Here is a 26326-nt window from a genome sequence, read left to right as displayed (position 1 = left end):
CTGTGCTGCGGTGACTAAGAAGGCGGACATGAATCGGCAAGACCCTTACGACGACTTCGACCGTCAACGGCGGGTACGCGAAGCTCCGAAGACTGCCGGTCTGCCGGGCACGGAAGGTCAGCACCGGACCGACTTCGCCCGGGACCGGGCCCGGGTGCTGCACAGTGCCGCGCTGCGCCGGCTGGCCGACAAGACTCAGGTCGTCGGGCCCCGCGAAGGTGACACACCACGCACCCGGCTGACGCATTCCCTGGAGGTTGCCCAGATCGGGCGGGGGATGGCGGTCGGCTTGGGCTGCGACCTCGACCTGGTCGAGCTGGCCGGCTTGGCCCACGACATCGGGCACCCACCATACGGCCACAACGGCGAGCGCGCCCTGGATGAGTTCGCCGCCGACTACGGCGGGTTCGAGGGGAACGCACAGAACTTCCGCATCTTGACCAGCCTCGAGCCCAAAGTGCTTGACGAGCAAGGCAATAGCGCGGGGCTCAACCTGACCCGCGCCTCCCTCGACGCGGTCACCAAGTATCCGTGGTACCGCGGCAGGGGGCTTGGTCAACAAATGAGAAAGTTCGGGTTCTACGACGAGGACCGCGAGCCGGCGGCTTGGGTCCGCGCCCGCGCGCCGGAGGGCCGGATGTGCCTGGAAGCGCAGGTGATGGACTGGGCCGACGATATCGCCTATTCGGTGCACGACGTCGAGGACGGCGTCGTCTCCCAGCGCATCGACCTGCGCGTGCTCGCCGACGACGACGAGGCGGCCGCCCTCGCCAAACTCGGCGAGAGCGAATTCTCCCGGGTGAGCGCCGACGACTTCATGGCGGCCGCCCGGCGGCTGTCCGGTCTGCCCGTGGTCGCCGCGGTCGGCAAGTACGACGCCACGCTGGCCGCCGCGGTCGCGCTCAAGAGGCTCACCAGTGAATTGGTCGGCAGGTTCGCCTCCGCCGCCATCGCCACCACCCGCGCCGCGGCCGGGCCCGGGCCGCTGGTCCGCTACCGGGCCGACCTGCTGGTGCCCGACTTGGTGCGGGCCGAGGTCGCCTTGCTGAAAATCCTGGCGCTGCAATTCATCATGTCCGATCCGAGGCATCTGGACACCCAGCGCCTGCAGCGCGAACGGATCCACCGGGTGGCGCAGTGGCTCTACTCAGGGGCGCCTCAGACACTCGACCCGGTCTTCGCCGCTGCGTTCACCACCGCCGCCGACGACCGCGCCCGGCTACGGGTGATCGTCGATCAGATCGCCTCGTACACCGAGGGCCGGCTGGAACGTATCGACGCGCGCCAGGCCACCGGTTAGCCGCCCGCTCATCCCACGGCGATCCCGTCCTCGCCGCGGGCTAGGCTGCCCGACATGACCAAATTCAGCGGTATCGCCACCCTCGCGGTGGGGCTTCCCGTCGTCGCCATGACCGCCTGCAGCTCACCCCAACACGCCAGCACTCAGCCTGGCACCACCCCTCCGGTGAAGAGCGCCCCACCGGCGTCGTCGGGTGAGACGACGACGCCCGCGCCCAATGGCGAATCGCTCACCGCGCAACTGAAGACGCCCGACGGGCGGTCGGTTGCCACGGCGACGTTCGACTTCACCGGCGGGTACGTGACGGTCACCGTCAAGACCGTGGCCGGCGGCATCCTGTCGCCGGGCTTCCACGGCCTGCATGTCCACCAGATCGGCAAGTGCGAGCCCAACTCCGTCGCCCCGACCGGTGGTGCGCCCGGCAACTTCCTGTCCGCCGGCGGTCACTACAACGCGCCCGGACATACCGGTAAGCCGGAAAGCGGCGACCTCACGTCGCTGGAGGTGCGTTCGGACGGCTCGGCCTACCTGGTGACCACCACCGATGCGTTCAACCGGGACGTCCTGGTGGGCGGCGAGGGCAAAGCGTTGATGCTGCACGGCGCCGAGAACACCGACAACGCGATGGAACGGGTGGCATGCGGCGTCATCGGAACGGGATAGCCGGCCGGTTCGGCGCTCTAGACTGAGCCGATGTCCAGCCCGGCAGGTTCACGCGCGGACGGCGACGCCCGGGCCCGGGGCCGGGGCCGGATTCCCGATCGCGACATCGCCGCCATCCGCGAGCGGGTCCGCATCGAGGAAGTCGTCGGCGACTACGTCCAATTGCGGCGCGCGGGAGCCGATTCCCTCAAGGGCCTGTGTCCGTTTCACGACGAGAAGTCGCCGTCGTTCCACGTCCGCCCGAACCACGGCCACTTCCACTGCTTCGGTTGCGGGGAGGGCGGCGACGTCTACGCCTTCATCCAGAAGATCGAACACGTCACCTTCGTCGAGGCCGTCGAGCTGCTCGCCGACCGGATCGGCCACACCATCAGCTACACCGGCCCGGCGACCAGCGTGCAGCGCGACCGCGGCAGCCGCAGCCGGCTCGTCGCGGCCAACGCGGCCGCGGCGGAGTTCTACGCGGCGGCGCTGGAATCCGACGAGGCGGCACCGGCCCGCCAGTACCTGACGGAACGGAATTTCGACGCCGAGGCGGCCCGCCGGTTCGGCTGCGGATTCGCCCCATCCGGGTGGGATTCACTGACAAAACATCTGGTGCGCAAGGGTTTCGAGTTCAAGGAGCTGGAAGCGGCCGGCCTGTCGCGACAGGGGCGGCGCGGCCCGATGGACCGCTTCCACCGCCGGCTGTTGTGGCCCATCCGCAGCGCGGCCGGCGAGGTGATCGGGTTCGGCGCCCGCCGCCTTTTCGACGACGACCCGATGGAAGCCAAGTACATCAATACCCCTGAGACGCTGCTGTACAAGAAGTCGTCGGTGATGTTCGGCATCGATCTGGCCAAGCGCGACATCGCCAAGGGGCACCAGGCCGTCGTCGTCGAGGGCTACACCGATGTGATGGCGATGCATCTGGCCGGCGTCACCACCGCCGTGGCGTCGTGCGGCACCGCATTCGGTGATGAGCACCTGTCGATGCTGCGCCGGCTGATGATGGACGACAGTTTCTTCCGCGGCGAGCTGATCTACGTCTTCGACGGTGACGCGGCCGGCCGCGCCGCGGCGCTCAAGGCCTTCGGCGGCGAGCAGAATCTGGCGGGGCAGTCGTTCGTCGCCGTGGCTCCGGACGGCATGGATCCCTGCGACCTGCGGTTGAAATCCGGCGACGGCGCGCTGCGCGATCTGGTGGCGCGGCGCACGCCCTTGTTCGAATTCGCGATACGCAGCGCGCTCGCCGAGATGGACCTGGACAGCGCCGAGGGCAGGGTCGCGGCGCTGCGCCGCTGCGTGCCGATGGTGAGCCAGATCAAAGACCCCACGCTGCGCGACGAGTACGCGCGCCAGCTCGCGGGCTGGGTCGGCTGGGACGACGTGGCGCAGGTCATCGACCGGGTGCGCAGCCAGGCCAAGAAGTCGCCGGCCCCGGCGCGGGCCGGTTCCGCCGCGAACGCCCCTCGCGGCGGCGCTCAGCAGCCCCGTGCGGCGGCCCCGGGTCGTCCCGCCGCCTCACTTCCGGACCCTCGTGATCCGACGCTCAGGCCGCAGCGCGCGGCGCTCAAGTCGGCGTTGCAGTACCCGGCGCTGGCCGGCCCGGTATTCGACACCCTGCCCGTCGAAAGCTTCACCCATCCCGGTTACGCCGCCGTGCGCGCGGCCATCGAGGCCGCGGGCGGCACGTCGAGCGGCATCACCGGGGGGCAGTGGATCGACGCGGTGCGCCAACGGGCCGGCTCAGACCTCACCGCGGGGCTGGTCAGTGAGCTCGGGGTGGAGGCCATCCAGGTCGACGACGACGAGAAGCTGGTGCGTTACATCGCCGGCGTGCTGGCCCGCCTGCAAGAGGTGTGGATGGGCCGCCAGATCGCCGAGGTGAAGTCCAAGCTGCAGCGCATGTCGCCGATCGAACAGGGCGACGAGTACCACGCGCTATTCGGTGACCTGGTCGCCATGGAGGCCTACCGGCGCAGCCTGCTGGAGCAGGCTAGCGGCGATGATCTGACGATGTGAGGACCTCGTCGGCCGGTCGCTCGGCGCCGCGCTCCAAGACGGCCGTTTGGTCGTCGATCGCGGCGACGGTCACGAATCCGGCGTCCGGGGAGATCCGGTTCGCGATCTTGCGGCGCCCACCCTGGATCACCGACTTGGCCACCGGGCTGCTGGTCAGCGCCCGATAGGTGCCGACGATCTGTTCGTATCGGCGACGCCCGGCCTTCGAGCCCAGCACGTAACCCAGTCCCAGCACCACGACATACCGGATCAAAGCGTTCCTCCCGACTAGCGACCGTTCCCATCCTGCCTCACCCGACCCGGTGCGTGCGCGCCCGATCCGGTCCCCGAGGCGAGACGAAGTCGGTCCTGTCCAGTTGGGTGCGGTTATGCCAGTACGCTAGAGTCGTCCCGCGATCGTGTTGATCCCCTGTAGCTCAATTGGCAGAGCGTTCGGCTGTTAACCGATAGGTTCCTGGTTCGAGTCCAGGCGGGGGAGCAAGGTTGAGACTCAGTGTCCGGCGCTCTGGCCGCCGTCGATGTGGAGGGTCTCCCCGGTCACGAAGGTCGCGGCCTCCAGGTATCGAACCCCCTCGATGACGTCGGCGATGGCGCCCATCCGGCCCAGGGGATGCATGGCGGCCAGCGCGGCGGTGTCGTCGTCGGCATGCATCGGCGTGGCGATGTTGCCCGGGGAGATGGCGTTGACGCGGATCCCGCTGCGTGCGTACTCGATGGCCAACGATTTGGTCACCGCCGCCAGGCCGCCCTTGGTGAGGGCGGTCAATCCCGCGGGGACCGCGGAGTTGGCCTGGTCGAGCAGCGACGTGGTCATGTTCACGACGTGGCCGCCCCCGCCTTGGCTGAGCATTCGGGCGATGGCTCGCTGCGTGACGTGGAAGAAGCCGGCGAGGTTCACCCCGGTCACGAACTCGTAGTCCGCCGCCGTGTACTCGGTGAACGGCTTGGGGACGAAGACGCCCGCGTTGTTGATCAGCGTGTCCACCCGACCGAACCGCTCCACCGCCGTCGCCACGATACGGTCGGCGGTCGCGGGATCAGCGACGTCACCGGCGACGGCCGCCACGCGGGGGTCATCGCCGGCGGCGATCGAGCGTGAGTTGGCCACCACGGCGTAACCGAGTTCGCGGTAGGCCTCGACCAGGGCGGCACCCATGCCCTGCGAGGCGCCGGTGATGATCGCGACTTTCTGGTGGGCCTGATCGGCGGTCAATTGAGGTCTCCTTGCCTTGTCTGCCTGCCGCGCGTCGCGCCATTGCGCTGGCGCGCCGTCCCTCGTGAATTTACTGTGAGCGCAACCTATTAGGAGGACTGGTGGAGTTCCTGGTCACGATGACGACGCACGTCCCGGATGGCACCCCGACGGAGACGGTCGACGAGGTCCGGGCCCGAGAGGCCGCGCATTCCCGCGAGCTCGCCGAGCAGGGGCACCTGTTGCGCTTGTGGCGGCCGCCGCTGCGGCCGGGTGAGTGGCGCACGCTCGGTCTGTTCGCCGCTGCTGACGCCGACCGGCTCGAGGAGGTGCTGGCCTCGATGCCGCTGCGCGTGTGGCGTACCGATAAGGTGACGCCGCTGGCGCCGCACCCGAACGACCCTGGGGCGGGACCATCCGTAAAGCGCTAGTCGTACGCCGGTGTCCAGACGGTGTCGAGGACGGCTTGCCGCGGATCGGCGTGCGTGCGGGTGGCCACCCCGTCGGCGACCGCGGCGTGATACACGGCTTCGGCGACCGCCGTCGAGATGGCGCGCAATTCCCTGACATCGGGTAGCAGTGAATCCCCGGCGGCTGACGGGCTAGCCTGTAGCACAACGGCTTTCGCCGCCGCCTGCAGCATTCCCTTGGTCAGCAGCCGGGCCCCTGCGACGATGATGCCGAGCCCGATTCCGGGAAACACCAGAACGTTGTTGGCCTGGCCGATGGTGTAGGTGGTGCCGTGGTATTCGATCGGCGGGACCGGGGTGCCGGTGGTGATCAGCGCCTTGCCGTCGGACCACTGCAGCACGTCGGCGGGCATGGCCTCCATGCGGGATGTGGGGTTGGACAGCGGGAAGATCATCGGGCGCTCACACGACGCGGTCATGGCCTGCACGACCTTCTCGGTGAAGGCGCCGAACACGGCCGAGGAGCCGAGCAGGATGGTGGGGGAGGCGAGCTTGATGGTGTCCACCAATCCCACCCGGTCTCCCGCTCCCACGCCCAGCCGGGCGCGGTTCTTGGCGTAGGGGACCTGGAAATCGCGCAGGTCGTCCATGTCGTCGAATAGCAGGCCCTGCTTGTCGATCGGCCAGATCTGCGCCGTCGCCTGCTCGATGGTGGCGCCGTCGGACACCATCGCGTCGCGAATCTGGTCTGCCACCCCGATCCCGGCGGTGCCCGCCCCGAAGACGACGGCCCGCTGGTCGCGCATCGGCACGCCGGTGACGTGGCATCCGCCGTACACGGCCGCGACGACCACCGCGCCGGTGCCCTGGACATCGTCGTTGAACACGCAGTACTTGTCGCCGTACGTGTGCAGGATCCGCCGGGCGTTCAGCGGACCGAAGTCTTCGAAATGCAGGATCGCCTTCGGGAACAGCCGGTGGGCGGTTTCGATGTAGCGGTTGACGAAGTCGTCGTACTCGTCGCCGCGGCGCCGGGCGTGCCGATTGCCCAAGTAGAACGGATCCTGAAGCAGTTGTTCGTTATTGGTGCCCACGTCAAGGGAGACCGCGATGCAGCGACGGGGATCGATGCCGGCACCGGCGGTATAGAGCGCCAACTTCCCCACCGCGATCTGGATGCCACCCACGCCCCAATCGCCGATGCCCAGGATCGCCTCGGCATCGGTGCACACGATCAGGTCGACGTCGTCGGGTTCCAGCCCGAAAGTTGCGAAGGCGGGCTCGATCTCGTCGGGCTCGTCGATGCTCAGGAAAAGCCCGCGCTGTCCCCGGTACTCGTCGGAAAACCGTTGAATGGCCTCCCCGACGGTGGGCGTGTAGACCACCGGCATCAGTTCCGGCAGATGATCCTCCAGCACCTTGTAGTAGAGCAGTTCGTGGCGGTAGTGCAGCTGCTCCAACAGCAGGTTTCGGCCTAGATCCGTTGCCAGGCTTTGCAACTGATGCCACACTCGGTCGGCCTGCTCGTCGAGCGTGAGCACCGCCGGTGGGAGCCGCCCGGTCAGGCCCAGCCGCCGCCGCTGCTCGTGCGTGAAGCCGACCCCACGATTCAGACTCGGCGAGGACAGCGCCGCCGGGATCTTTGGCGCGTGGGGGTCGCTCATCGCAATCTCCGTCCGTGACGCGGTCGCTTACGCCAACCGTAGCGTCGATCGCGGTGATCGCATCTCGAACGGCATTCGAAGCGCCGGCGCCGCGGTCAGGCCAGCAGAGGTTGCAGCGCCTGGCGCAGGTCAGCGGCCTTGGGGACGCCCGCGCTGCGGTATCGCTGCCGGCCGTCGGCGTCGAAGATGAAGGTAGTTGGCAGCGACAACACCGAAAGCCGCTTGGCGGCAGCAGGATTGGCGTCGATGTCGATTTCGAGATGCGTCACGTCGGGGAGGTCGCTGCACACTTGCTCGATCACGCGACGCACCGAAGCGCACGGACCGCACCATGCTGCGGTGAAATGGACGACTGTGGGACCCGCGTCGGACAAACCGAGGTCTGCCGTGTCCTGTGGGAGACCGGGACTTGTCTCGCGAAGTACCCCGGACCGTCGATTGATCATCGCTCCGGCCGCAGTGGCGGCCCCCAGCGCAGCGATCACCGCCGTCCCTGCGATCACGAGAGTGCTCAATTGGTCCTCAGATGGAGAAGTCTTCGCCGTGCCACACGCCGGCTTCCGGTGGCCGGATGACACTTGCGGATTGTTGCCCGTCGTTGGAGGCCTCGAGCTTGGCGACCCGGGTGAGGAGGGACTGGAGGCTGACGCCGATGAGGTCGGGCATCATCGAGTCGTCTGGGCTGTTTCGCCCGTGGCGGCTGATGACCTGGCCGGGAACCCCGATGACTACGGCGCTCGACGGAACCTCTTTGACGACGACAGCGTTGGCGCCGATCCGGCTGTCATCGCCGATTTTGATCGCACCGAGCACCTTGGCGCCGGCACCGATGGTCACCCGGTCACCGATGGTCGGGTGGCGTTTGCCGGTATCCCGCCCACTGCCGCCGAGCGTGACGCCGTGGTAGATCGTCACGTCCTCGCCGACTTCGGCCGTCTCGCCGATCACCACGCCGGTGGCGTGGTCGATGAACAGGCCCGCGCCCAGGACGGCGCCGGGGTGGATGTCGACTCCGGTCAAGATGCGGGTGACTTCGTTGAGCATCCGCGCGGCCAACCGGGCTCCGCGGATCCAGAGCCAGTGGCTGATCCGGTGGCCCCAGATGGCATGCACGCCTGGATAGGCGAAGATCACCTGCAGCGTGGTCGGGGCAGCGGGATCGCGCTCCCTGGCGGCCCGGATGTCCCGGCGTATGGCGTCGAGCATGGTTAACCCGCCAGGTCGGCGAACAACGGCGTGCTGAGATACCGCTCGCCGAAATCAGGCAGCACGACGACGACAAGCTTTCCGGCGTTTTCTGGGCGGCGGGCCACCTGCAGGGCGCCGACCACCGCGGCACCCGACGAGATGCCGACCAGCAAGCCCTCCTCTCGTGCCAGCCGACGTGCCACGTCCATGGCCTCCTCGTTGCCGACGGTGACGACCTCGTCGACGAGTTCCATGTCGAGCACCGGAGGCACGAACCCGGCGCCCAGGCCCTGGATGGGGTGGGGACCTTTTTGTCCGCCCGAGAGCACCGGCGACGCTGCCGGCTCCACGGCGACGAATTGCACTGACGGCTTGCGTTCCTTGATGACCTCGGCGACCCCCGTGATGGTGCCGCCGGTGCCCACGCCGGCCACGAAGATGTCGATCTTGCCTTCGGTGTCGCGCCACACTTCTTCGGCGGTGGTCTTGCGGTGGATCTCCCGGTTCACGGGGTTTTCGAACTGTTGGGGCACCCAATACCGTTGGTCGCTCTTGGCCAGTTCCTCGGACTTGGCGATGGCGCCCGGCATCCCCTCGGCGCCCGGCGTCAACACGATCTCGGCGCCCAACGCGCGCAGCAGCATCCGCCGCTCCATGCTCATCGTGTCCGGCATGACCAACACACAGCGGTAGCCGCGGGCCGCAGCCACCAGCGCCAGTGCGATGCCGGTGTTTCCGCTCGTCGGTTCGAGGATGATCGTGTCGGGCTTGATCAGGCCCGCTTGCTCGGCCGCATCGATCATCGCGACCCCGATGCGGTCCTTCACGCTGTTTCCGGGGTTGAAGAACTCCAGCTTGGCGACGACGTCGGCGGCCGCCCCGTCGGTGACCCGGTTCAGCCGGACCAGCGGAGTGTTTCCAATCAGTTGTGTGACGTTATCTGCGATGCTCATCTGTCTTCCTCGGGCGATGTTGGTTCAAGCTTCGTCGGCCTACCAGGTGATGTCGAATGCGAAGGCGACGCCAGTGCGTATGGGCAATTGGTCATCGGCGGGGTGATCCTTCTTCAAGATTGACTAACGCTTCGACGCGGCCACTGGGTGCTACCTGTGCGAGCGGCCCGCAAACCTGGAGGAAACGCGAGGGTTTCTGCGGCGTCAGGGAATCAACAACAACGACAACAGCAGTGCACGGCGGTGCGGCACGTAAGGACAAGGCACGGCTGTGTGGCCTGTTGCATAACGCCCACTATAGGACATTCGACAATTTCGCCGGTTGAGCCCGTTTTTGTCGACTCCCCGCGGCCGTTCGCCAGCACGCCGGCGGGCCGGCCGGCGTGCTGGCGGCGATCCACTCGGAGTGGGCAAGGCGCTCAACGCCGAGGGGATCGCCGTGCGCGCCGGCCATCACTGCGCCCAGCCCACGCTGCGCCGCCTCGGGTTGAAGGCCACCGTTCGGCCGTCGTTCGCGTTCCACAACACGTTCGAGGAGATCGACGTCTTCCTGCGCGCGGTGCGGCGGATCGCCGAGGGCGGCACCAACGTCGGGTGAGCTGCTAGTTCACGGCTAAGTGCCCGCGTACCAACCGAATACGCGTGAGGTCAAAAGCACGATGCCCAGTGAGACCACGGCGACGACGGTGAGCCCGATGATCGCGACGACCAGCGGCCGCCATCCGGTGCGCGCGATCTGGCGGATGTCGGTGTTGAGCCCCACGCCGGCGAAGGTCAGCAGGAATGCCCATTTCGACACGTTGGCGAGGTTGGCGGTCTGGCCCTTGGTCAGCCAGCCCGCGGTCGCGATCGCGGAGACCGCCAGGAAGCCGAGCACGAACTTCGGGAACTTCGCCCAGATGAACGCGACCTTGGCTTTCGCGCCGGGCGCGATCTCGTCGGCCTGCCCGCGTCCGGCCCAATAGAGCGCGAATCCCAGGACCACGAATCCAATCAACGCGTTACGCGTCGATTTGACCAGCACCGCGATCTTCCCCGCATGATCGGAGAACAGATAGCCGGTGGCCGTGGTCTCGGCGGTGTTGTCCACCGATAGGCCGGCCCACAAACCGAATTCGTTGTCGGTCAGTCCGATTGCGTGCCCCAGCGGCGGCAGCACGAACAACGACACCGCGCCCAGGGCCAAGATCGCCGCGATCGCGTAGCTGACGTCGGCATTGCGGGCCCGGATCGCGCCCTTCGCGGCCACGATGGCCGACACCCCGCAGATGGACGTGCCGATCGCCAACAGCGAGCCGAGCTTGCCCGACAACCCGAACGCGCGCGCCGCGACGATGATGATCGTTCCGGCGATCGTCATGTCCACCAGAATCTGCACCAGGCTGAGGCCGCCGAGTTTGGCGATATCGCCGAGGACGAATCGCGAACCCAACGCCACGATGCCGACCTTGAGCCAGAATTCGTAAGTCTGCACGCCGGGCCGGAAGATCGGGTGCAGGCCGAGGGTGTTGGTGATGAGCAGCCCAATCACGATGGCCCACAACACGTATTCGATGTCGGGCACCGTCCAGTGCTGGTGCTTGGCCACCGCGTTCCACCAGACCTGGGCGTACTTGCCTAGCACCCCTACTCCGATCAGGAGCAGGATGCCCGGCACGTAGTCGAGGGGACGGGTGCTGGTGAACGGGGCCTCGGCCGACGTTTCGTCGGGTTCGACGCGAACCGTGCTCACGCGGTCACCATGGGATCTTCGGGAGCACGTTGGCCACCGCGAGCGCGACGATCACACCGGCCACCGCGGTAGCCCACCAGTCCACCGATATCGAGCCGAGCCTCGCGGGCCGGGCCGGCCGTTGCGACGCGTCTTGCTCGCGCCCGTCACTCGGCGCGCGTTCACCCACGATGATTGCTCCTCGTTCACGGTGGCCCTGGACGCCACATTCTGTGCGAATAGTGGCGTCTTGGACCGCGGCGACCAAGTGATTGGATCGCCCTGAATTTAGGTGGCGTGCGCGGTTTGCGCTCCGGTCAGGTTGGCAGGCCGAGCTTCTCGGCGTCCGCGCGGTACCGGTCCACCCACTCATCGGAGCGCTGGTCGGCCTGACGTTCCAGGACCGGCTCGGGCGCCAGGCCCGGGTCGAGCCCCAGCCCCTCCAGGATTGAGGCCACCACCTGAGTCAGGTTGCGCCACAACACCGGATACGGAATCTCCATCGGCTCGACGCCCTCGTCGGCGAACCAATTCCGCCAGCCCTCGTTCTGCGCGCGCAGCATGGTGACGACGTGCGCGATCGCGCCGGCGTGATAGGTAGCGCGTGCATCGCGAGCCGGGTCGGGCCGCCCTCGCCACACCCGCGTCTGCACCGCCCGCCAGAACGACACCGCCTGCGAAATCACGTCGGGCCGATGCACATAGATGAACAGCGGCTCCTCACCCACCACATCGGTGATCGCGGCCAACAGGCCGTCGCCGCTGCGATTCGGCAGGTTCTTCGCGCGGTTCAACAAGAGCGGCGTCTGGTTCCACATCAGCTTGCCGCCCCATATCCCGTTCGGCGTCCTGCCGACCGTGCGGATGTAGTCGCGCCAGATCTCGGGCGGCGCCAGGTCCGGCGTCCCGGCATCGAGCGGGTCGAGCAGCTGCAAGATCGACTCGTCCTCCACGCCGGCGAACCACTCGCGCGGCTGGGGCGCCTGGCTGGTGGCCGGCAGGTATTGGAAGAACTCCTGGGGCTCGCCGGCCACCCCAGTCGCGCGCAGCGACTCGACCAGCAGTGTGCTGCCGCTGCGCTGGGAGGCCAGCACCAGGTAGGAGGACGGGGTATCGGTCACCTGCCAAGCGTATCCGGGCGGAAATTCTCGTGCAGGTGGTGTTTAGGCTCAGCCTGAACCTAAACCTTGCTTTGAAAAGCGAAAGTCCGAACCGTGTTCGTCTGACGGCGATAGCCAAACGGACGGTGGCCGTGAGCGCTCGACTAGGTTGTTGGCAACGGAAAACTCGGCAAGCGACGAGTCGCCATTCCGCATTCCCACGGCCGAGGCGCTCCGCAGCGTCTGTGACGTTCGCCGCATGTTGGTCCGGCCGTCTTCGAGCACCACCGCCGGGGCGCCCACTGGGCTGAATTCGGTCGCGGTGCGACGGAAAGATCATCGTCTCATCCTGGGCTTTTATTCGAATACTCGCGTGCCGGATGCCGCAGACGGCATGAACCCTCGGCCGAGTCCTTCTCGCCGCTGGATAAATTTCTTCGTGTTGATTGCAACCCTGACGCGGTCACAATGTTGCCCGTAAATTCCTTGCGTGATCTACGCAGGCAAACTGACATCGCGGTCGGCGTGCCGCGATATCCGGTGCTTTCAAGCTGGTTAATTACGAGCGGATTAATTGCGTTAAGAGAATGGAAAAAGGGTTGATCCATATGGACGCCGGTCGGGCCGAGCGCGCCCTATGAACGGCACCGCCATTGCGAAGCCCATGAACGCGCTGGGCGATTTCTTCGTGCTCAGCGCCCAGGCGCTAGTCGCAGCGGTGCGGGGCCCGTGGGCATGGCGGGAGTTGCTCGAGCAGATCTGGTTCGTCGCCCGGGTTTCCATCTTCCCGACGATCATGTTGTCCATCCCGTACACGGTCCTCATCGTCTTCGTCCTGAACATCTTGCTGGTCGAGATCGGGGCCGGTGACCTGTCCGGCGCAGGCGCGGGGCTGGCATCGGTGACGCAGGTGGGGCCGGTCGTCACGGCGATGGTCGTCTCCGGCGCGGGGTCGACGGCGATGTGCGCCGACCTCGGCGCCCGGACGATTCGCGAGGAAATCGACGCGATGAAGGTGATCGGCGTCGATCCGATTCAGGCGCTGGTGGTTCCCCGTATCATCGCCGCCACCTTCGTCGCGGTCCTGCTGTACTCGGTGGTCGCTGTCACCGGGTTGACGGGGAGCTACGTTTTCGTGGTCTTCGTTCAGCACGTCACCCCCGGCGCGTTCGTCGCGGGAATGACCCTGGTCACCGGGCTTCCCCAAGTGGTGACCTCGCTGATCAAGGCAACCCTGTTCGGGTTGTCCGCGGGCCTGATCGCCTGCTACAAGGGCCTTTCGGTGGGCGGCGGACCCACCGGCGTCGGCAACGCCGTCAACGAGACGGTGGTCTTCTCCTTCATGGCGCTGTTCTTCATCAACATCGTGCTCACCGCGCTCGGCGTGAAGGTGACCGCCAAATGACCGGCGCGGCGCAGGAACCGTCCTGGTTCGTTACCGTCGGTCCGCGGCTGACCGATTACACCCGCAAGCTGGGTGAGCAGACCGAATTCTACGGAAAATCGCTGGCCTCCACCGTGGACGCGGTGCGCCGCTACCCCAACGAGCTGCTGCGGCTCATCGCCGAGATGGGCATGGGCACAGGGGCTTTGGCGGTGATCGGGGGAACCGTCGGCATCATCGGCTTCCTCACGCTGACCACCGGCGCCCTGGTCGCGGTGCAGGGTTACGACACGCTTTCCAACGTCGGGGTCGAGGCGCTGACGGGTTTTCTGTCGGCTTTCCTGAACGTTCGGATGATCGCGCCCTGCACGGCCGGTCTGGCATTGGCGGCCACGATCGGTGCCGGAGCGACGGCGCAACTGGGGGCCATGCGGATCAACGAGGAGATCGACGCGCTGGAAGTGATGGGTATCCGCGCCATCACGTATCTGTCGTCGACACGCATCATCGCCGGCGTGCTCGTCGTAATCCCGCTCTACGCCGTTGCTGTGCTGATGTCCTTCATCGCCGCCAAGTTCCTGACTATTTACAGCTACGGCCAGTCCCGCGGCGTGTACGAGCACTACTTCTCCACGTTCCTGCGCCCCACCGACTTGTTCTGGTCGTTTCTGGCGGCCCTGACCATGGCGACGGGTGTGATGGTCGTGCACACCTACTACGGTTTCACCGCGACCGGGGGTCCCGCCGGGGTGGGGGAGGCTGTCGGTCGTTCAGTGCGGTCATCGATGATCGTCACGGCGTTTGTCTGCCTGGCGATTTCGCTGTCCGTCTACGGGCAGTCCGGCAACTTCAACCTGTCCGGATGACCGCATGAGCAATCACAGCGCGGGCGGTCGGAGGCAACGAAATCGGGTCCGCCACAGCAGAATCGACCCGATCTGGTGGGCGCCGACGCTGTTCATCCTCATCGGCGCGATCATCGCGCTGACCGCGGGGGCGTTCTCGGGCAAATTCCAGGAAACGATCCCGCTGACCCTGGTGTCGGACCGGGCCGGTCTCGTGATGGAGCAGGGGGCAAAGGTCAAGCTGCGCGGCGTGCAGGTCGGTCAGGTCGGTTCGATCGGCACCGATGTGAAAGCGGCTCAGCTGCAGCTCAAGATGCAGCCCGGCCCGTTCAAGTTCCTGCCGAGCAACCTTGAGGCCGAGATCAAATCTACGACGGCATTCGGGTCGAAGTACGTCGACCTGATCGTGCCCGAACACCCCAGCGCGACCCCGCTCAAGCCCGGCGCGGTGCTGCGTTCCAGAAACGTCACGGTCGAGGTCAACACCGTTTTCGAAAACCTGCAATCGGTGGTCCATGCGATCGATCCGGCGAAGCTCAACGCGATCTTGTCCGCCTTCTCCGAAGCGTTGCGCGGAAAGGGGGAACGGATCGGCCAGGCCATCACCGGTGCCAACGACGTGCTGCTGACCGTCAATCCCCGGATGGACACCATCGACAAGGACTGGAGGCTGTTCGGCAAGACGACGGCGGTCTATTCCGATGCGGCCCAGAACATTTTGTCGATCCTCGACTCGGCGACTACGACCAGCAACACGCTGACCGAGAACCAGCGGTCGCTCGACACGCTGTTGTTGTCGGCGGTCGGCCTGAGCCAGACCGGCATCAACGTCATCGGCAGGAACGAATCCAACATCGTGCGGTCCATCAACCTGCTCGATCCGACCACGGCGCTGCTGAACAAGTACTCGCCGACGTTCACCTGCCTGTTCCAGGGCGCGCAATGGTACGTCGACCACGGCGGTCGAGACGCATTGGGCGGCAACGGTTACTCGGTGATCTTGGACGCCGGGCTGCTGTTCGGTGACGACCCCTACCGCTACCCGAAACACCTTCCGAAGACGAACGCCACCGGCGGCCCCGGGGGCAAGCCCAGCTGTGGGTCGCTGCCCGACCCGAGCGCCAACTTCCCGGTGCGTGCGCTGGTTACCGACACCGGGTGGGGTGCGGCTCCGAACGAGATCCGCACCAACATGGCCGTCGGCAATCCGTGGTGGGCGAACTGGTTCCCGACCACGAAGAACCCGCCGGAAGCGCCGCGCTACTTCTACCGTGGGGGACAACCGCCGCCGTGAAAAGACGAAAGATGTCCGCCATCATCGTGCGCATCGCCGCCTTCACGGCGGTGTGCGCGGTCTTCACGTTCACCCTGATCACCGTGTTCGGTCAATTTCGCTTCGAGGACCGCACCGGCTACCAGGCCGTTTTCACGAACATCTCCGGGCTGAAGTCCGGCAACTTCGTGCGCATCGCGGGGGTGGAGGTCGGCAAGGTCGGGGACCTGCACCTGCAGCGCGACGGCACCGTCGTGATCGGCTTCTCGGTGGACAAAGGTGTGCGCCTCACCGAGGGCACCAAAGCCCTTGTGCGCTATGAGAACTTGATCGGTGACCGATACCTCGCGCTCGAGGAGGGGCCGGGCTCCCCACGCCGGCTGCCGGCGGGCGCGACGATTCCGTTGGCCCGGACGTCGCCCGCGTTGGACATCGATGCGCTGATCGGTGGGTTCCGGCCGCTGTTCCGGGCGCTGGACCCCGACCAGGTCAACGCGTTGTCCGGTCAGTTACTGCGAATCTTCCAGGGACAAGGCGGAACCCTGGCTTCGGTGCTGGCCCAGACCTCGACGCTGACCTCGACGTTGGCCGGGCGCAGCGAGTTGATCAGCGAGCTGATCACGAACCTGAACACCGTGCTGCACACCTTTGCCGCCCGCGACCGCGAGTTCTCCGACGGCCTGGACAAGCTGTCCCAGTTTGTGAACGGCTTGGCGCAGCGCAAAGACGAGATCTCCACGGGGCTCGCCTATATCAATGCGGCCGCAGGGTCGGTCGCCGATCTCCTAGTCCAGGCCCGCCAGCCGATCAAGGACGTCGTGCACGAGACGGATCGCATGTCAGCGCAGATGCTTTCGGATCGTGACTACGTCGACAACCTCCTCAAGCAACTGCCCGATATCTACCAGGTCCTGGCAAGACAAGGCCTCAACGGTGATTACTTCGGCTTTTACTTTTGCGAGGTCCTGATGAAAGTCAACGGAAAGGGCGGCAACCCGATCTTCATCAAGCTGGTCGGGCAGCCGAGCGGACGGTGCACGCCGCAATGAACCAGTCCAAAATCAAAGCCGGCGTCCGGCAAAGCCCATGGAAGATCGGCGCGATGGGTGTCTTCATGTTGGCCTGTGTGACCGTTGCGGCCTTCAACTACGAGAAGCTCCCATTCATCAAGAACACCAACGACTACGCGGCATACTTCTCCGAGGCCGGCGGCATTCGAACGGGTAACTCGGTGCGAGTTTCCGGGATGGGGGTCGGCAGGGTCACCGACATCAAATTGGAGGGGACCAAGGTCCGGGTCGGCTTCACCGTCCGCAAATTCATCACGCTGGGCGACCGCACCGAAGCCGCGATCAAGACCGAAACCATCCTCGGCGCCAAAATGCTCGAGCTCACGTCCCGTGGAGAGGGAAAGCTCTCGGGCACCATTCCCCTGAACAGGACTCACTCGCCGTACGACCTTCCCGACGCGCTCGGAGACCTGACCACGGAGATCAGCGGGCTGGATACCGCGCAGTTATCCTCTGCTCTAACCACTTTGGCGGACACCTTCAGGCAAACACCCTCGGAGGTCAGGCCCGCGTTGGAAGGTGTGGCCCGGTTCTCCGAGACACTGAACAACCGCGACACGCAGCTGCGCAACCTGCTGGGGAACGCGAACAAGGTCTCGACGGTGCTGGGCCGTCGCAGCCAACAAATCGCCGCTCTGGTGGCGGACTCCAATGCGCTGCTCGCGGCGCTGCTGGACGAACGCGATTCCATCGACGCGCTGATGAACAATCTCACCGCGGTGTCACATCAGGTTTCGGGGCTGGTCAACGACAACAGGACGCAGCTCAAGCCGGCCCTCGACAAGCTCAACGGCGTGCTCGAGGTCCTCGACAACCGCAAGCAGGACATCCAGGCGAGCCTGCCCAAATTCAAGCGCTACGCGATGTCGTTCGGCGAATGCCTAGGCTCTGGACCGTTTTTCAAGGCCTACGTGGCCAACCTGATACCGGGGCAGCTCAGCGGGCCGACGATCGATGCGCGCATGTACAACCGGTTCTTGGACCCCGAGCAGAAGCTGCCTTCTGAGTCGGTGGACCCGCCCACCGGAACGCCGCCCGTGCCGCCGGAGCAGGCACCGCACCCGATCTGGTCGCAGCCCCCCTCACCGGGGCCGGCGCCGGGCCCACCGCCCGACCCCGCGAACGCCGGCACGGGGGGACAGTGATGAGCCGGCGCACGCTGCAACGACTGACCGCGATCAGCCTGGTCGGCACCCTCGCCGTGGCTTCGTTCCTGGTCGGCTCGAGGCTGTGGACGGACGTCGAAAAGAACACCTACACGGCATATTTCACCGAGGCGAACGGCCTCTTCGTCGGCGACGATGTGCGGATCCTCGGCGTCTCGGTCGGCGTTATCGACAAGATCGAGCCGCAACCCAATAGCTCCAAGGTGACGTTTTCCGTCGACAAGCAGTACGCCATCCCGGCCGACGCCCGCGCCGCGATCCTGTCGCCGTCCCTGGTGACGCCCCGGGCGGTTCAACTCGTTCCCGCGTACTCGGGCGGCCCGAAGCTGAGCCCCGGCGCCTCGATACCGCTCGGTCGCACAGCGGTCCCCGTCGAATGGGATGACTTCCGCAAGCAGCTGGAAAAGCTGACCGAGGCGCTGCAGCCGACCTCCGCGGACGGGGTGAATTCGGTCGGTGAGTTCATCAACTCGACCGCCGACAACGTGCGCGGCCAAGGTGACACCGCCCGCGACACCGTGATTAAGCTCTCCGCGGCGATCTCGGCGCTCGGCGATCACGCCGACGACATCTTCAGCACGGTGCGCAATCTGCAGCTGTTGGTGTCGGCGCTGTCTTCCAGCAGTGATCTGCTGGCCTCGTTCAACCAGAACTTGGCCAGCGTGACGACGCTGCTCACCAACACACCCAACGAAGTCGCCACTGCCGTCAAGGGTCTCGACGGGGCGCTCACCGATCTGCGCGATTTCCTCTCCGAGAACCGGGAAGCGATGGGCGTCACGTTCGACCGGTTGGCTTCCGTCACGACCGCGTTGAATGACAGTCGCATGGACATCAAGCAGATCCTGCACATCGCCCCGACGGTGTTCCAGAACTTCCTCAACATCTACCAGCCGGCGCAAAGCGCGATGACCGGCATCATCGCGCTGAACAACTTCGCCGACATCCCGCAATGGATCTGCAGTTCCATCGAGGCCGCATCGCGGGCCCGCTTGGACCGGGTGTCGAAGCTGTGCCTGCAGTACATCAACCCGATCATCAAAAACCGCCTGTACAACTACATTCCGGCGGGGCTCAACCCCTTCGTCGGGACTCAGGCCCGCCCCGGCGAGATCACCTACAGCGAGGACTGGCTCCGGCCCGGGTACACCCCTCCGGCACCGCCGCCCGACGCAACCCCGCCGCCGCCCGACGCACCACCACCTCCGGCGTCCACCGAACCGCCGCCGGGTGAGGCACCCGCGCCGCCACCACCACCGAACGGCACGGTCAACTCGACCCAGGTGTTGCGGGATCTGATGCTTCCGGCGGGTGCCTCATGAGGCGCGCGATGGGGACGTTGCTCTGCCTTGTCTGCGTCGCCGTCCTTCCCGCCTGTGGGTGGAAGGGGCTGAACTCGTTCACCTTGCCCGGCACCTCCGGGAACGGGCCGGGCTCCTACACCGTCCAGGCCCAGATGCCCGATGTCGTGACCATTCAGGAGAACACGCGGGTTCGGGTCGACGACGTCAACGTCGGCAACGTGACCAAGATTCAGCTGCAGGACTGGCACGCGCTGGTCACCATGCGCATCAACGGGGATGTGCATCTGCCGGCCAATTCGACGGCCAAGCTGGGCCAGACCAGCTTGCTCGGCTCGATGCACATCGAGCTCGCGCCACCCAAAGACGAACCGCCCGTCGGCCAGCTGAAGAACGGGTCGGTCATCCCGTTAGCGCACGCGAGCATGTATCCGACCACCGAGCAGACGCTTGCCTCCGTCTCGATCCTGCTGAACGGCGGCGGCATCGGGCAGCTGCAGGAGATCACGCAGTCGATCGCCAAGGCATTCGCCGGGCGCGAAAACGACATGCGCAGCCTGCTGAAGCAACTGGACGAGTTCATCGCCCGGACCAACGACCAGACCGACGACATCATTGCCGCGGCCGAGAATCTCAACTCGCTGGTCGGCCAGTTCGCCGATAAGGACGCAACAGTCGACAAGGCGTTGATCACCGTGCCCAAAGCGCTGAGGGTGTTGGCCGACGAGCGCACCAAGATCGCCGACGCGATCGATCAACTCGGCAAGTTCAGCGCCATCGCGGCCGATACCGTGCGCCAGAGCAAGGAATCTCTGGTCAACAACCTGCGCAGTATCGCGCCGGTGCTGCGATCGCTCGCCGACGCGGGACCGTCGTTGACCAAGGGGCTGGATGGCTTGGTGGCCTATCCGTGGCCGGCGTCGACCGCGAGAAATTGGTTCCGCGGTGACTACGCCAACCTCACCCTGATCGTCGACCTGACACTGAGCCGCCTCGACACCGGGTTCTTCACCGGCTCACGGTGGGAAGGCAACCTCACCCAGCTCGAACTGCAGTGGGGACGCACGATCGGGATGCAGCCCAGTCCGGCCACCGCCGGCAACCCGCTGACCTATCCATATCATTTCGGGGGATACTGAATGCTGCGTCTGAACCGCCGAACGTGGATACAACTGTCAATCCTTACGCTGGTGACGGTCGTGTCCTGTGGGGCAATGGCATTCAACTACATGAAGTTGCCCGAAACGCTCTTCGGGATCGGGGAATACGTTGTCACCGTCGACCTGCCGCAGTCGGGCGGGCTCTACCAGACTTCGGTTGTCACCTATCGCGGCACCGATGTCGGTCAGGTCAAGTCGGTCGATGTGACCGCCACCGGTGTCCGCGCGGTGCTCGCCATCAGATCCGGTGTCAAGGTGCCCGCCGACGTCCAGGCGTCGGTGCACAGCCGCTCGGCGATCGGCGAGCAGTACATCGAGCTCACCCCCCAGCCCGGTAAGGACGGCGACCACGGCCGCGCGCTGCGAGCCGGGGATGTCATTCCCGCCGGCCGAGTTGACGTACCCGTCGACATCGGGCACCTGCTCGACGTGACCAACCGGGCACTGCAGGCGATTCCGCGCGACAACCTTCGCACGGTGGTCGACGAGACGGACCGTGCGGTCGGTGGTCTCGGACCCGAGTTGTCTCGAATCGTCGACGGATCGGCCGCCCTGGCCATTGCCGGGGGGCAGACCGTCGGCCCGCTTGCCGCGTTGATCGACCAGACGCCTCCGGTGCTCAACTCCCAGATCCAGACCTCGGATTCCATTGCCAGGTGGGCGAATCGCACCGCCGCCATCACGGCCCAGTTCAAGGCGCAGGACGCCGCGCTGCGGGACCTGTTGACGCAGGGCACCAACGGGGTGGAGGAAAGTCGCGCGCTGCTCGACCGGGTCACACCCGCGCTGCCCGTGCTGTTCGCAAACCTGGTCAGCCTGGGCGACATCGCCGTCGTGTATCGCCATGACATCGAGCAGCTTCTGGTGCTGTTCCCCCAGGGCATCGCGGCCATGGCCGCAATCGTCGTGCCCAGCTCGAACACCAAGCAGGAGTACCGGGGCGCCCAGCTGGACTTCAACCTCAACATCAACCTGCCGCCGCCGTGCACGACCGGGTACCTGCCGCCGACTCAGCGCCGGTCGCCGGCCAACGTGGACGCACCGGACCGCCCCGCCGCGGATCTGTTCTGCCGAGTCCCGCAAGACTCGGAGTTCAATGTCCGTGGGGTGCGGAACATTCCGTGCGAGAGCAAGCCGGAGAAGCGTGCGCCCACGGTTGAGTTGTGCGAAAGCGACGAAGAATACGTGCCGCTCAACGACGGCTACAACTGGAAGGGCGACCCGAACGCCACCTATAGCGGGCAGGGCGTTCCGATGTATCCGCCGGGACAAGATCCGCGGCTTCCACCGCCGCGGGGGACCGCGCCACCGGCGCCCGCGCCGCCGCCGTTCGCAATCGCGACCTATGACCCGGCCAACGGCGACTACATCGGCCCCGATGGGCGTCGCTACACCGAGTTCGACCTCGCGCACCCCCGCGCCAAGAACTGGCAGTCACTCTTGGTGCCGCCGGCGTAACCAAAGGAGCAGGATGACCGAAGAAACGAAAGGGCCTGAAACCGCTGATGCCGCCGACGAACTCGGCGAGGCGACAGCGGTCGGCGCCCACGACGTCGACGATGCCGAAACCGCGGCGGAGACCGACGAAACCGCCGAGGGCACGGCGGGTTTGAAGAGCCGGCTCGCCCGGTTGCGGCACCGGGCCGGTCCGCGACTTTCGCGAACCGGGCGGGCGTTGGCGGCGGGCGGCGTCGTCGTGGCGGCGTTGGCCGGGTTGACCGGTTGGCTGGGCTACCAGGCCTACCAGAAGCATGAGGCCCAAGCCCAGCGTGATCTGTTCGTGCAGGTTGCTCGTCAGGGCGCGGTGAACCTCACCACCATCAACTACACGGAGGTCGACTCAGACGTGCAACGCATCCTCGATCTGGCCACGGGGGCGTTCCGTGACGACTTCGAGCAGCGGTCCAAGCCGTTCATCGAAGTCGTCAAGGCGGCGCAGTCGAAATCGGAGGGCACGGTCACCGACGCGGGCCTGGAATCGCAGCGCGGCGACTCGGCGCAGGTGCTGGTGGCGGTCGCGGTGAAATCGCGCACCGCCGGCGGCGAGGAGGCGCCCCGCGAATGGCGGATGCGAATAGAGGTCCGCTCGGTCGGCCAGGACGCCAAGGTCTCGAACGTGGTGTTCGTGCCATGACGACTCTCAACGAAAGGGCCATACAGGACGAGGAATTCGTCGAGGCCGACGACGAGGCCACGCCCGAGGGCGCCGTCGATATCGACGAGACGTCCGACGACCAGCCCGACACCCGCACGCGGGAACGGCGGCCGATCCCGTGGTCGCGCGTCCTTGCGTACGGGGTGCTGCCCGGACTGGCGCTGCTGCTCACGCTTACGGCGGGCTACTTCAAGTGGGTGACCGCCTCTGCCGACGACGTGGCGCGAGCCCGCACCGAAGTGGTGAAAGTCGCCGGCGACGACGCCGTCGCCCTGTTGTCGTACAAGGCGGACTCGGTGGACAAAGACCTGGCCGCCGCGCGCGAGCGGCTGACCGGTGATTTCAAGGACGCCTACACGGAGCTGACCCGCCAGGTGGTCATTCCAGGGGCAAAAGAGAAGCACATCACCGCGGCAGCCAAAGTTGCTGCGGCAGCGCCGGTTTCGGTGACGTCCAATCACGCCGTGGCCCTGCTCTTCGTCAACCAAACCGTCACCGTCGGCGAGGGCGCTCCCACCGATACCCAGCCCGTGGTCCGGGTGACACTGGACAAGGTCAACGGCCGGTGGCTGGTCTCGCATTTCGATCCGGTGTGAGGGCAGTAACCATGATCGGGTGGGTACGCGTGATGCCCGCGGCCGTGCTGGCCGCGGCGCCGGTGATGCTGGCCGCCCCCTCGGCGCACGCCGACAACAAGCGGCTCAACAGCGCCGTCGTGTCCGCCGTCTACACCTTGCAACATCAGGCGGGCTGCACCAACGACGTCATCCGGGACAACGCGCTCACGCTGGCCGCGCAATGGCACGCCGACGACATGATGAATAACCGAAACATCAACGATGACCTCGGATCTGACGGATCGACACCGCAGGACCGGGCCAATGCCGCCGGTTTCCGCGGCAAGGCGGCCGAGACGATCGCGATCAACCCGGCCATCGCCATCAGCAGCCTGGAGCTGGTCAACCAGTGGTATTACAACCCCGACGACATGGCGATCATTCGCGACTGTGCCAACAGCTCCATGGGGGTGTGGTCGGAGAACAGTATGGACCGGACCGTCGTGGTGGCGATGTACGGCCAACCGGCCCCACGCAACCGATGACAACGCTGAAAGAAGGTGCCCATTGAGCCCGACGCCGCCGAGCATGGACCTGGTCGAAAGCGCGCCGCGGTTGACCATCGGGCAACTGGCCGAATTGCGCGGCCTGGACCCGCAGCTGCAGGTGATCGACGTGCGCAGCCAGGATGAGATGGCGCGGGGCGTCATCCCGGGCGCGCGGGGGATTCCATTGTCGACGCTGACTGATTCGCTTTCCGCCCTCAATCCGGCGGCCCCGGTGGTCGTTTACTGCGGCAGCGGCGATCACTCGATCGCCGCGGCGAGCCTGCTGCGAGCCTCGGGCTTCGACGACGTTTCGGACTTGGTTGGGGGATTCGCCGCCTGGCAAGGCGCCGGATTCCCGGTATCTGTCGGCAACGAGATCGTCGTCGACACACCACAAGTCGGTCCCCGGGCGGCCAAGGCACTTCTCGACGCGGGCGCGCTGCTGCTTGACGTGCGTGAGCCCGGCGAATGGTGTACCGAGCACGCGCCGACCGCGATGTTGTTGCCGGCCGAGGGCGTGCGCACTCGAGAACATGAACTGCCTCGGGACCGCCGCATCGTTGTGGTGTGCCGCTCGGGTGGACGATCCGCGGCGGTGACGGTTTCGCTTCGCCGTTCGGGCTTCGACGCGGTGAACCTGGCCGGCGGTATGTGCGCGTGGGCGGCCGCCGGATTACCGGTCGTTACCCATGGTGGCGGGCCCGCACTTGTCGTCCACCGCGAGGATCCGCTCAATTGCGAGACATCGCTTCCCGAGCTGATCGGTGGCGTCGTGATGCCCTCCGACCACTTCTACGTCCGCAACCACTTCAGCACGCCGGTGGTGGATCCGGACCAATATGAGCTGACGGTCGGCGGAACGGTCGAGCGGACGTTACGGCTGCGCTTGGGCGATTTGCACAACATGCCGAAACAGTCGATGGTCGCCACGCTGGAATGCGCGGGCAACGGTCGCGCACAGTTCGATCCACCCGTCGACGGCGAACAGTGGCGATTCGGGGCGGCGAGCACCGCCGAATGGACGGGTGTTCCGCTCGTCGAGATTCTTGATCGGGCGGGCCTGGCGGCGCAGGCCCACGATGTCGTGTTCCGTGGCGCCGATGCGGGTTTGGTCGACGGCGCGACGGCGCCGGTGCGGTTCGAGCGCGCCTTGTCGGTGCGGGATGCTTGCGACTCGGGTGCGATCGTCGCCTACGCGATGAACGGCGAGCCGCTACCACTGCAGCACGGTCGCCCCGTCCGGCTGATAGTGCCGGGCTGGTATTCCGTCGCGTCGGTCAAGTGGCTCACCGAGATTGAAGTCGTTGACCATGTTTTCGAGGCCTTCTTCCAAACGAAGCGGTACCACTACGAATGGGACGGTGGCGACGGCGTCGTCCGTGAGCCGGTCCGCCTGCAGCGTGTCCGCGCGCTGATCGCCCAGCCCGCCGATGGCGCCACGGTGACCGCCGGGACAATCGTCGTGCGAGGCGTCGCCTGGTCGGGCGCGGCGCCGATAGATCGCGTGGACGTTTGCATCGGCGGCGGCCCGTGGCAGGCCGCCCGACTGGTCGGTGAACGCCGCCGGCACAGCTGGCAATGGTGGGAGCTGTTCACCCGATGCGACGTTGTTGGGACCCAGACCGTACGTGCGCGGGCTACCGACGAGGCGGGCAACACGCAGCCGGAGCGACCGGACTGGAACCGGTTCGGCTACGGCGGCAACGCGATTCAGGCGATTTCCATCGAGGTTCTCCCGGGCCCGCAGGCCTAGCCGTCGAGTTGCGACAGCACCGTCTTCACGTCCGAGGTCGTGCCGCGGTTATACGGGAGTTTGGACAGCGCCGTGGCCATGGCGCAGGTGTCGCTCAGGGCGGCATACGTCAGGCCGCCGCCGATTGCGGCGGCCACCCATTTGAGTCGTGGGACCGCGACACTGCCCAGAACGGACGACAGCACCACTGACCCGGCGACCAACCGGACCTGACGCTCGAGCTCCCAGCGCTGGGCGCCACGGTCCACGTCGAAACCTTGGTCCTCCCAGTCGGTGATGCCGTTCTCGAGCACCCGCCCGCTGGTGAGCCCGGCGTTGCGTAACAGCGCCTGCGCCTTGGTTGAGCGTTGGCCGGAACGGCACACCAACACGACGTCGTTGTCCTGGGCCAGGCGGTCCGCGATGTCGGCGCCGTGCTGATCCAATACGTCGAGCGGCACGTTGACGGATCCGGCGATGTGCGCGGTCTCGAATTCGGCGGGGGTCCGAACGTCGACCAGCCGTGGAGCTTTGGGCGACTTGATCAACTTCCGCAGCTCGATCGACGTGATCGCGTCGGCCGTCGGTGCGTTCATGGTTACTCCCTTGCCAAGTGGGTCGTGATCCCGAGCTTTTCGGCGTTGCTGTAGTTGTCATCGATGAGAACGACGTCACGGCGCTCGCGGTCGAGCAGCGCCGCGGCGATCGAGGCGCGGTAGCCGCTCGCGCAGTGAACCCACACCTCGCGGTCCGGGGGGATCTCGGCGAAGCGCTGGACGACAGGCGCGTCCTCGTCCTCGACGTCCGCCAAACCGGCGAGTTCGACGATGGACACGTGCGTGGCGCGGTCAACATCGCGTTGCACGAGGTGACCCAGCGCTTCGCCGAGATCCCCCCGGACCGCGAGGTGTGGGTTCACTGCGCGAGCGGCTACCGCGCCTCGATCGCCG

The 26326-nt window shown here is 66.4% G+C and carries 26 protein-coding genes, 1 tRNA gene and 3 pseudogenes; 19 read left to right on the top strand and 11 right to left on the bottom strand.

What is annotated here, in order from left to right; all coding sequences use genetic code 11:
- Nucleotides 1-28 precede the first annotated feature (28 nt).
- Genes A5697_RS20490 through dnaG form a run of 3 tightly spaced genes read left to right on the top strand, consistent with a single transcriptional unit; the run spans nucleotide 29 to nucleotide 3967 of the window.
- A complete protein-coding gene (locus A5697_RS20490; RefSeq protein WP_067944047.1) occupies nucleotides 29-1300 on the top strand; it encodes a deoxyguanosinetriphosphate triphosphohydrolase in 1272 nt (423 codons plus the stop codon).
- A 54-nt stretch (nucleotides 1301-1354) separates the two neighbouring features.
- Nucleotides 1355-1963 (top strand): superoxide dismutase family protein, encoded by a 609-nt coding sequence (locus A5697_RS20485; protein ID WP_082953516.1) that lies wholly within the window; start codon nucleotides 1355-1357, stop codon nucleotides 1961-1963.
- Nucleotides 1964-1993: 30 nt separating this feature from the next.
- Complete coding sequence (gene dnaG, locus A5697_RS20480) at nucleotides 1994-3967, top strand: DNA primase (RefSeq protein WP_067944045.1); 1974 nt, start codon at nucleotides 1994-1996, stop codon at nucleotides 3965-3967.
- On the opposite strand, the gene A5697_RS20475 is transcribed toward dnaG, so the two are convergent.
- A complete protein-coding gene (locus tag A5697_RS20475; protein WP_067944043.1) occupies nucleotides 3942-4220 on the bottom strand; it encodes a hypothetical protein in 279 nt (92 codons plus the stop codon). The two genes, dnaG and A5697_RS20475, sit on opposite strands and share 26 nt — an antisense overlap.
- Nucleotides 4221-4372: 152 nt before the next feature.
- Between A5697_RS20475 and A5697_RS20470 the strand changes: the two genes are divergently transcribed.
- Nucleotides 4373-4445, top strand: a tRNA-Asn gene (locus A5697_RS20470).
- Nucleotides 4446-4457: 12 nt separating this feature from the next.
- Here the strand turns inward: A5697_RS20470 and A5697_RS20465 are convergent.
- Nucleotides 4458-5180, bottom strand: coding sequence for an SDR family NAD(P)-dependent oxidoreductase (locus tag A5697_RS20465; RefSeq protein ID WP_255395981.1), 723 nt, complete (start codon nucleotides 5178-5180; stop codon nucleotides 4458-4460).
- 101 nt (nucleotides 5181-5281) lie between these two features.
- Between A5697_RS20465 and A5697_RS20460 the strand changes: the two are divergent.
- Nucleotides 5282-5563 (top strand): annotated as a pseudogene (locus tag A5697_RS20460) (muconolactone Delta-isomerase family protein); the annotation flags it as partial.
- Between the two features lie 23 nt (nucleotides 5564-5586).
- Here A5697_RS20460 and A5697_RS20455 read toward each other — a convergent pair.
- The 4 genes from A5697_RS20455 to cysK form a co-directional block, all read right to left on the bottom strand.
- Nucleotides 5587-7233, bottom strand: a complete 1647-nt coding sequence (locus A5697_RS20455) for an NAD-dependent malic enzyme (RefSeq protein WP_068011836.1) — start codon at nucleotides 7231-7233, stop codon at nucleotides 5587-5589.
- Between the two features lie 95 nt (nucleotides 7234-7328).
- Nucleotides 7329-7748, bottom strand: coding sequence for a thioredoxin family protein (locus A5697_RS20450; RefSeq protein WP_067944034.1), 420 nt, complete (start codon nucleotides 7746-7748; stop codon nucleotides 7329-7331).
- 7 nt (nucleotides 7749-7755) lie between these two features.
- A complete protein-coding gene (gene cysE / locus A5697_RS20445; RefSeq protein WP_067944032.1) occupies nucleotides 7756-8439 on the bottom strand; it encodes a serine O-acetyltransferase in 684 nt (227 codons plus the stop codon).
- Between the two features lie 2 nt (nucleotides 8440-8441).
- A complete protein-coding gene (gene cysK / locus A5697_RS20440; protein WP_067944030.1) occupies nucleotides 8442-9374 on the bottom strand; it encodes a cysteine synthase A in 933 nt (310 codons plus the stop codon).
- A 385-nt stretch (nucleotides 9375-9759) separates the two neighbouring features.
- On the opposite strand from cysK, the pseudogene A5697_RS20435 reads away from it, so the two are divergent.
- A pseudogene (locus A5697_RS20435) lies at nucleotides 9760-9972 on the top strand (aminotransferase class V-fold PLP-dependent enzyme); the annotation flags it as partial.
- 15 nt (nucleotides 9973-9987) lie between these two features.
- Here the strand turns inward: A5697_RS20435 and A5697_RS20430 are convergent.
- The 3 genes from A5697_RS20430 to A5697_RS20420 all read right to left on the bottom strand — a co-directional run bounded on the left by A5697_RS20430 (nucleotide 9988) and on the right by A5697_RS20420 (nucleotide 12206).
- Nucleotides 9988-11106, bottom strand: a complete 1119-nt coding sequence (locus A5697_RS20430) for a YeiH family protein (protein ID WP_068011834.1) — start codon at nucleotides 11104-11106, stop codon at nucleotides 9988-9990.
- A 4-nt stretch (nucleotides 11107-11110) separates the two neighbouring features.
- Nucleotides 11111-11275, bottom strand: a complete 165-nt coding sequence (locus A5697_RS28140) for a hypothetical protein (protein WP_197501073.1) — start codon at nucleotides 11273-11275, stop codon at nucleotides 11111-11113.
- A 127-nt stretch (nucleotides 11276-11402) separates the two neighbouring features.
- Nucleotides 11403-12206: a Stf0 family sulfotransferase gene (locus A5697_RS20420; RefSeq protein ID WP_067944025.1), complete on the bottom strand. Its 804-nt coding sequence runs from the start codon at nucleotides 12204-12206 to the stop codon at nucleotides 11403-11405.
- Nucleotides 12207-12822: 616 nt separating this feature from the next.
- On the opposite strand from A5697_RS20420, the gene A5697_RS20415 reads away from it, so the two are divergent.
- Genes A5697_RS20415 through A5697_RS27365 form a run of 12 tightly spaced genes read left to right on the top strand, consistent with a single transcriptional unit; the run spans nucleotide 12823 to nucleotide 25397 of the window.
- Nucleotides 12823-13590, top strand: a complete 768-nt coding sequence (locus tag A5697_RS20415; RefSeq protein WP_067944024.1) for an ABC transporter permease — start codon at nucleotides 12823-12825, stop codon at nucleotides 13588-13590.
- The gene (locus A5697_RS20410; RefSeq protein WP_067944022.1) at nucleotides 13587-14435 is read left to right on the top strand and encodes an ABC transporter permease; all 849 of its coding nucleotides are present in this window, start codon (nucleotides 13587-13589) and stop codon (nucleotides 14433-14435) included. Before A5697_RS20415 ends, A5697_RS20410 begins: the two co-directional genes overlap by 4 nt.
- Before the next feature lie 4 nt (nucleotides 14436-14439).
- Nucleotides 14440-15708 (top strand): MCE family protein, encoded by a 1269-nt coding sequence (locus A5697_RS20405; protein WP_068011832.1) that lies wholly within the window; start codon nucleotides 14440-14442, stop codon nucleotides 15706-15708.
- Between the two features lie 11 nt (nucleotides 15709-15719).
- Nucleotides 15720-16736 (top strand): MCE family protein, encoded by a 1017-nt coding sequence (locus A5697_RS20400; protein WP_068011831.1) that lies wholly within the window; start codon nucleotides 15720-15722, stop codon nucleotides 16734-16736.
- Entirely contained in the window at nucleotides 16733-17902 is a 1170-nt protein-coding gene (locus tag A5697_RS20395) for an MCE family protein (protein ID WP_068011830.1), read from the top strand. The genes A5697_RS20400 and A5697_RS20395 overlap by 4 nt, the downstream gene beginning before the upstream one ends.
- Entirely contained in the window at nucleotides 17902-19245 is a 1344-nt protein-coding gene (locus A5697_RS20390; protein WP_068011829.1) for an MCE family protein, read from the top strand. The genes A5697_RS20395 and A5697_RS20390 overlap by 1 nt, the downstream gene beginning before the upstream one ends.
- A gap of 8 nt (nucleotides 19246-19253) precedes the next feature.
- Nucleotides 19254-20363: a virulence factor Mce family protein gene (locus A5697_RS20385; protein ID WP_369806134.1), complete on the top strand. Its 1110-nt coding sequence runs from the start codon at nucleotides 19254-19256 to the stop codon at nucleotides 20361-20363.
- Entirely contained in the window at nucleotides 20364-21842 is a 1479-nt protein-coding gene (locus tag A5697_RS20380) for an MCE family protein (protein WP_068011828.1), read from the top strand.
- 13 nt (nucleotides 21843-21855) lie between these two features.
- Nucleotides 21856-22518 (top strand): Mce protein, encoded by a 663-nt coding sequence (locus A5697_RS20375; RefSeq protein WP_068011827.1) that lies wholly within the window; start codon nucleotides 21856-21858, stop codon nucleotides 22516-22518.
- Nucleotides 22515-23135 (top strand): hypothetical protein, encoded by a 621-nt coding sequence (locus A5697_RS20370; RefSeq protein ID WP_231972125.1) that lies wholly within the window; start codon nucleotides 22515-22517, stop codon nucleotides 23133-23135. Before A5697_RS20375 ends, A5697_RS20370 begins: the two co-directional genes overlap by 4 nt.
- A 32-nt stretch (nucleotides 23136-23167) precedes the next feature.
- A complete protein-coding gene (locus A5697_RS20365) occupies nucleotides 23168-23641 on the top strand; it encodes a CAP domain-containing protein (RefSeq protein WP_068011858.1) in 474 nt (157 codons plus the stop codon).
- Nucleotides 23642-23663: 22 nt separating this feature from the next.
- Nucleotides 23664-25397, top strand: coding sequence for a molybdopterin-dependent oxidoreductase (locus A5697_RS27365; RefSeq protein ID WP_156673390.1), 1734 nt, complete (start codon nucleotides 23664-23666; stop codon nucleotides 25395-25397).
- Here A5697_RS27365 and A5697_RS20355 read toward each other — a convergent pair.
- Nucleotides 25394-25972, bottom strand: coding sequence for a rhodanese-like domain-containing protein (locus A5697_RS20355; protein WP_068011826.1), 579 nt, complete (start codon nucleotides 25970-25972; stop codon nucleotides 25394-25396). The genes A5697_RS27365 and A5697_RS20355 overlap by 4 nt on opposite strands.
- A gap of 2 nt (nucleotides 25973-25974) precedes the next feature.
- A complete protein-coding gene (locus A5697_RS28500; protein ID WP_068011825.1) occupies nucleotides 25975-26211 on the bottom strand; it encodes a 23S rRNA (adenine(2030)-N(6))-methyltransferase RlmJ in 237 nt (78 codons plus the stop codon).
- Here A5697_RS28500 and A5697_RS28495 point away from each other — a divergent pair.
- A pseudogene (locus tag A5697_RS28495) lies at nucleotides 26137-26326 on the top strand (rhodanese-like domain-containing protein); the annotation flags it as partial. The gene A5697_RS28500 and the pseudogene A5697_RS28495 overlap by 75 nt on opposite strands.

Source organism: Mycobacterium sp. E3251 (genome assembly GCF_001666835.1).
GTDB lineage: Bacteria > Actinomycetota > Actinomycetes > Mycobacteriales > Mycobacteriaceae > Mycobacterium.
The sequence above is the reverse complement of the archived record's forward strand: the minus strand, read 5'-3'. Positions and strand labels throughout refer to the sequence as shown.

Bases quoted from the DNA above. Each gene is read 5' to 3' on its own strand.
- A5697_RS20490 (WP_067944047.1), top strand. From the start codon at position 29: ATGAATCGGCAAGACCCTTACGACGACTTCGACCGTCAACGGCGGGTA.
- A5697_RS20485 (WP_082953516.1), top strand. From the start codon at position 1,355: ATGACCAAATTCAGCGGTATCGCCACCCTCGCGGTGGGGCTTCCCGTC.
- dnaG (WP_067944045.1), top strand. From the start codon at position 1,994: ATGTCCAGCCCGGCAGGTTCACGCGCGGACGGCGACGCCCGGGCCCGG.
- A5697_RS20455 (WP_068011836.1), bottom strand. From the start codon at position 7,233: ATGAGCGACCCCCACGCGCCAAAGATCCCGGCGGCGCTGTCCTCGCCG.
- cysE (WP_067944032.1), bottom strand. From the start codon at position 8,439: ATGCTCGACGCCATACGCCGGGACATCCGGGCCGCCAGGGAGCGCGAT.
- cysK (WP_067944030.1), bottom strand. From the start codon at position 9,374: ATGAGCATCGCAGATAACGTCACACAACTGATTGGAAACACTCCGCTG.
- A5697_RS20415 (WP_067944024.1), top strand. From the start codon at position 12,823: ATGAACGGCACCGCCATTGCGAAGCCCATGAACGCGCTGGGCGATTTC.
- A5697_RS20410 (WP_067944022.1), top strand. From the start codon at position 13,587: ATGACCGGCGCGGCGCAGGAACCGTCCTGGTTCGTTACCGTCGGTCCG.
- A5697_RS20405 (WP_068011832.1), top strand. From the start codon at position 14,440: ATGAGCAATCACAGCGCGGGCGGTCGGAGGCAACGAAATCGGGTCCGC.
- A5697_RS20400 (WP_068011831.1), top strand. From the start codon at position 15,720: ATGTCCGCCATCATCGTGCGCATCGCCGCCTTCACGGCGGTGTGCGCG.
- A5697_RS20395 (WP_068011830.1), top strand. From the start codon at position 16,733: ATGAACCAGTCCAAAATCAAAGCCGGCGTCCGGCAAAGCCCATGGAAG.
- A5697_RS20390 (WP_068011829.1), top strand. From the start codon at position 17,902: ATGAGCCGGCGCACGCTGCAACGACTGACCGCGATCAGCCTGGTCGGC.
- A5697_RS20385 (WP_369806134.1), top strand. From the start codon at position 19,254: ATGGGGACGTTGCTCTGCCTTGTCTGCGTCGCCGTCCTTCCCGCCTGT.
- A5697_RS20380 (WP_068011828.1), top strand. From the start codon at position 20,364: ATGCTGCGTCTGAACCGCCGAACGTGGATACAACTGTCAATCCTTACG.
- A5697_RS20375 (WP_068011827.1), top strand. From the start codon at position 21,856: ATGACCGAAGAAACGAAAGGGCCTGAAACCGCTGATGCCGCCGACGAA.
- A5697_RS20370 (WP_231972125.1), top strand. From the start codon at position 22,515: ATGACGACTCTCAACGAAAGGGCCATACAGGACGAGGAATTCGTCGAG.
- A5697_RS20365 (WP_068011858.1), top strand. From the start codon at position 23,168: ATGCCCGCGGCCGTGCTGGCCGCGGCGCCGGTGATGCTGGCCGCCCCC.
- A5697_RS20355 (WP_068011826.1), bottom strand. From the start codon at position 25,972: ATGAACGCACCGACGGCCGACGCGATCACGTCGATCGAGCTGCGGAAG.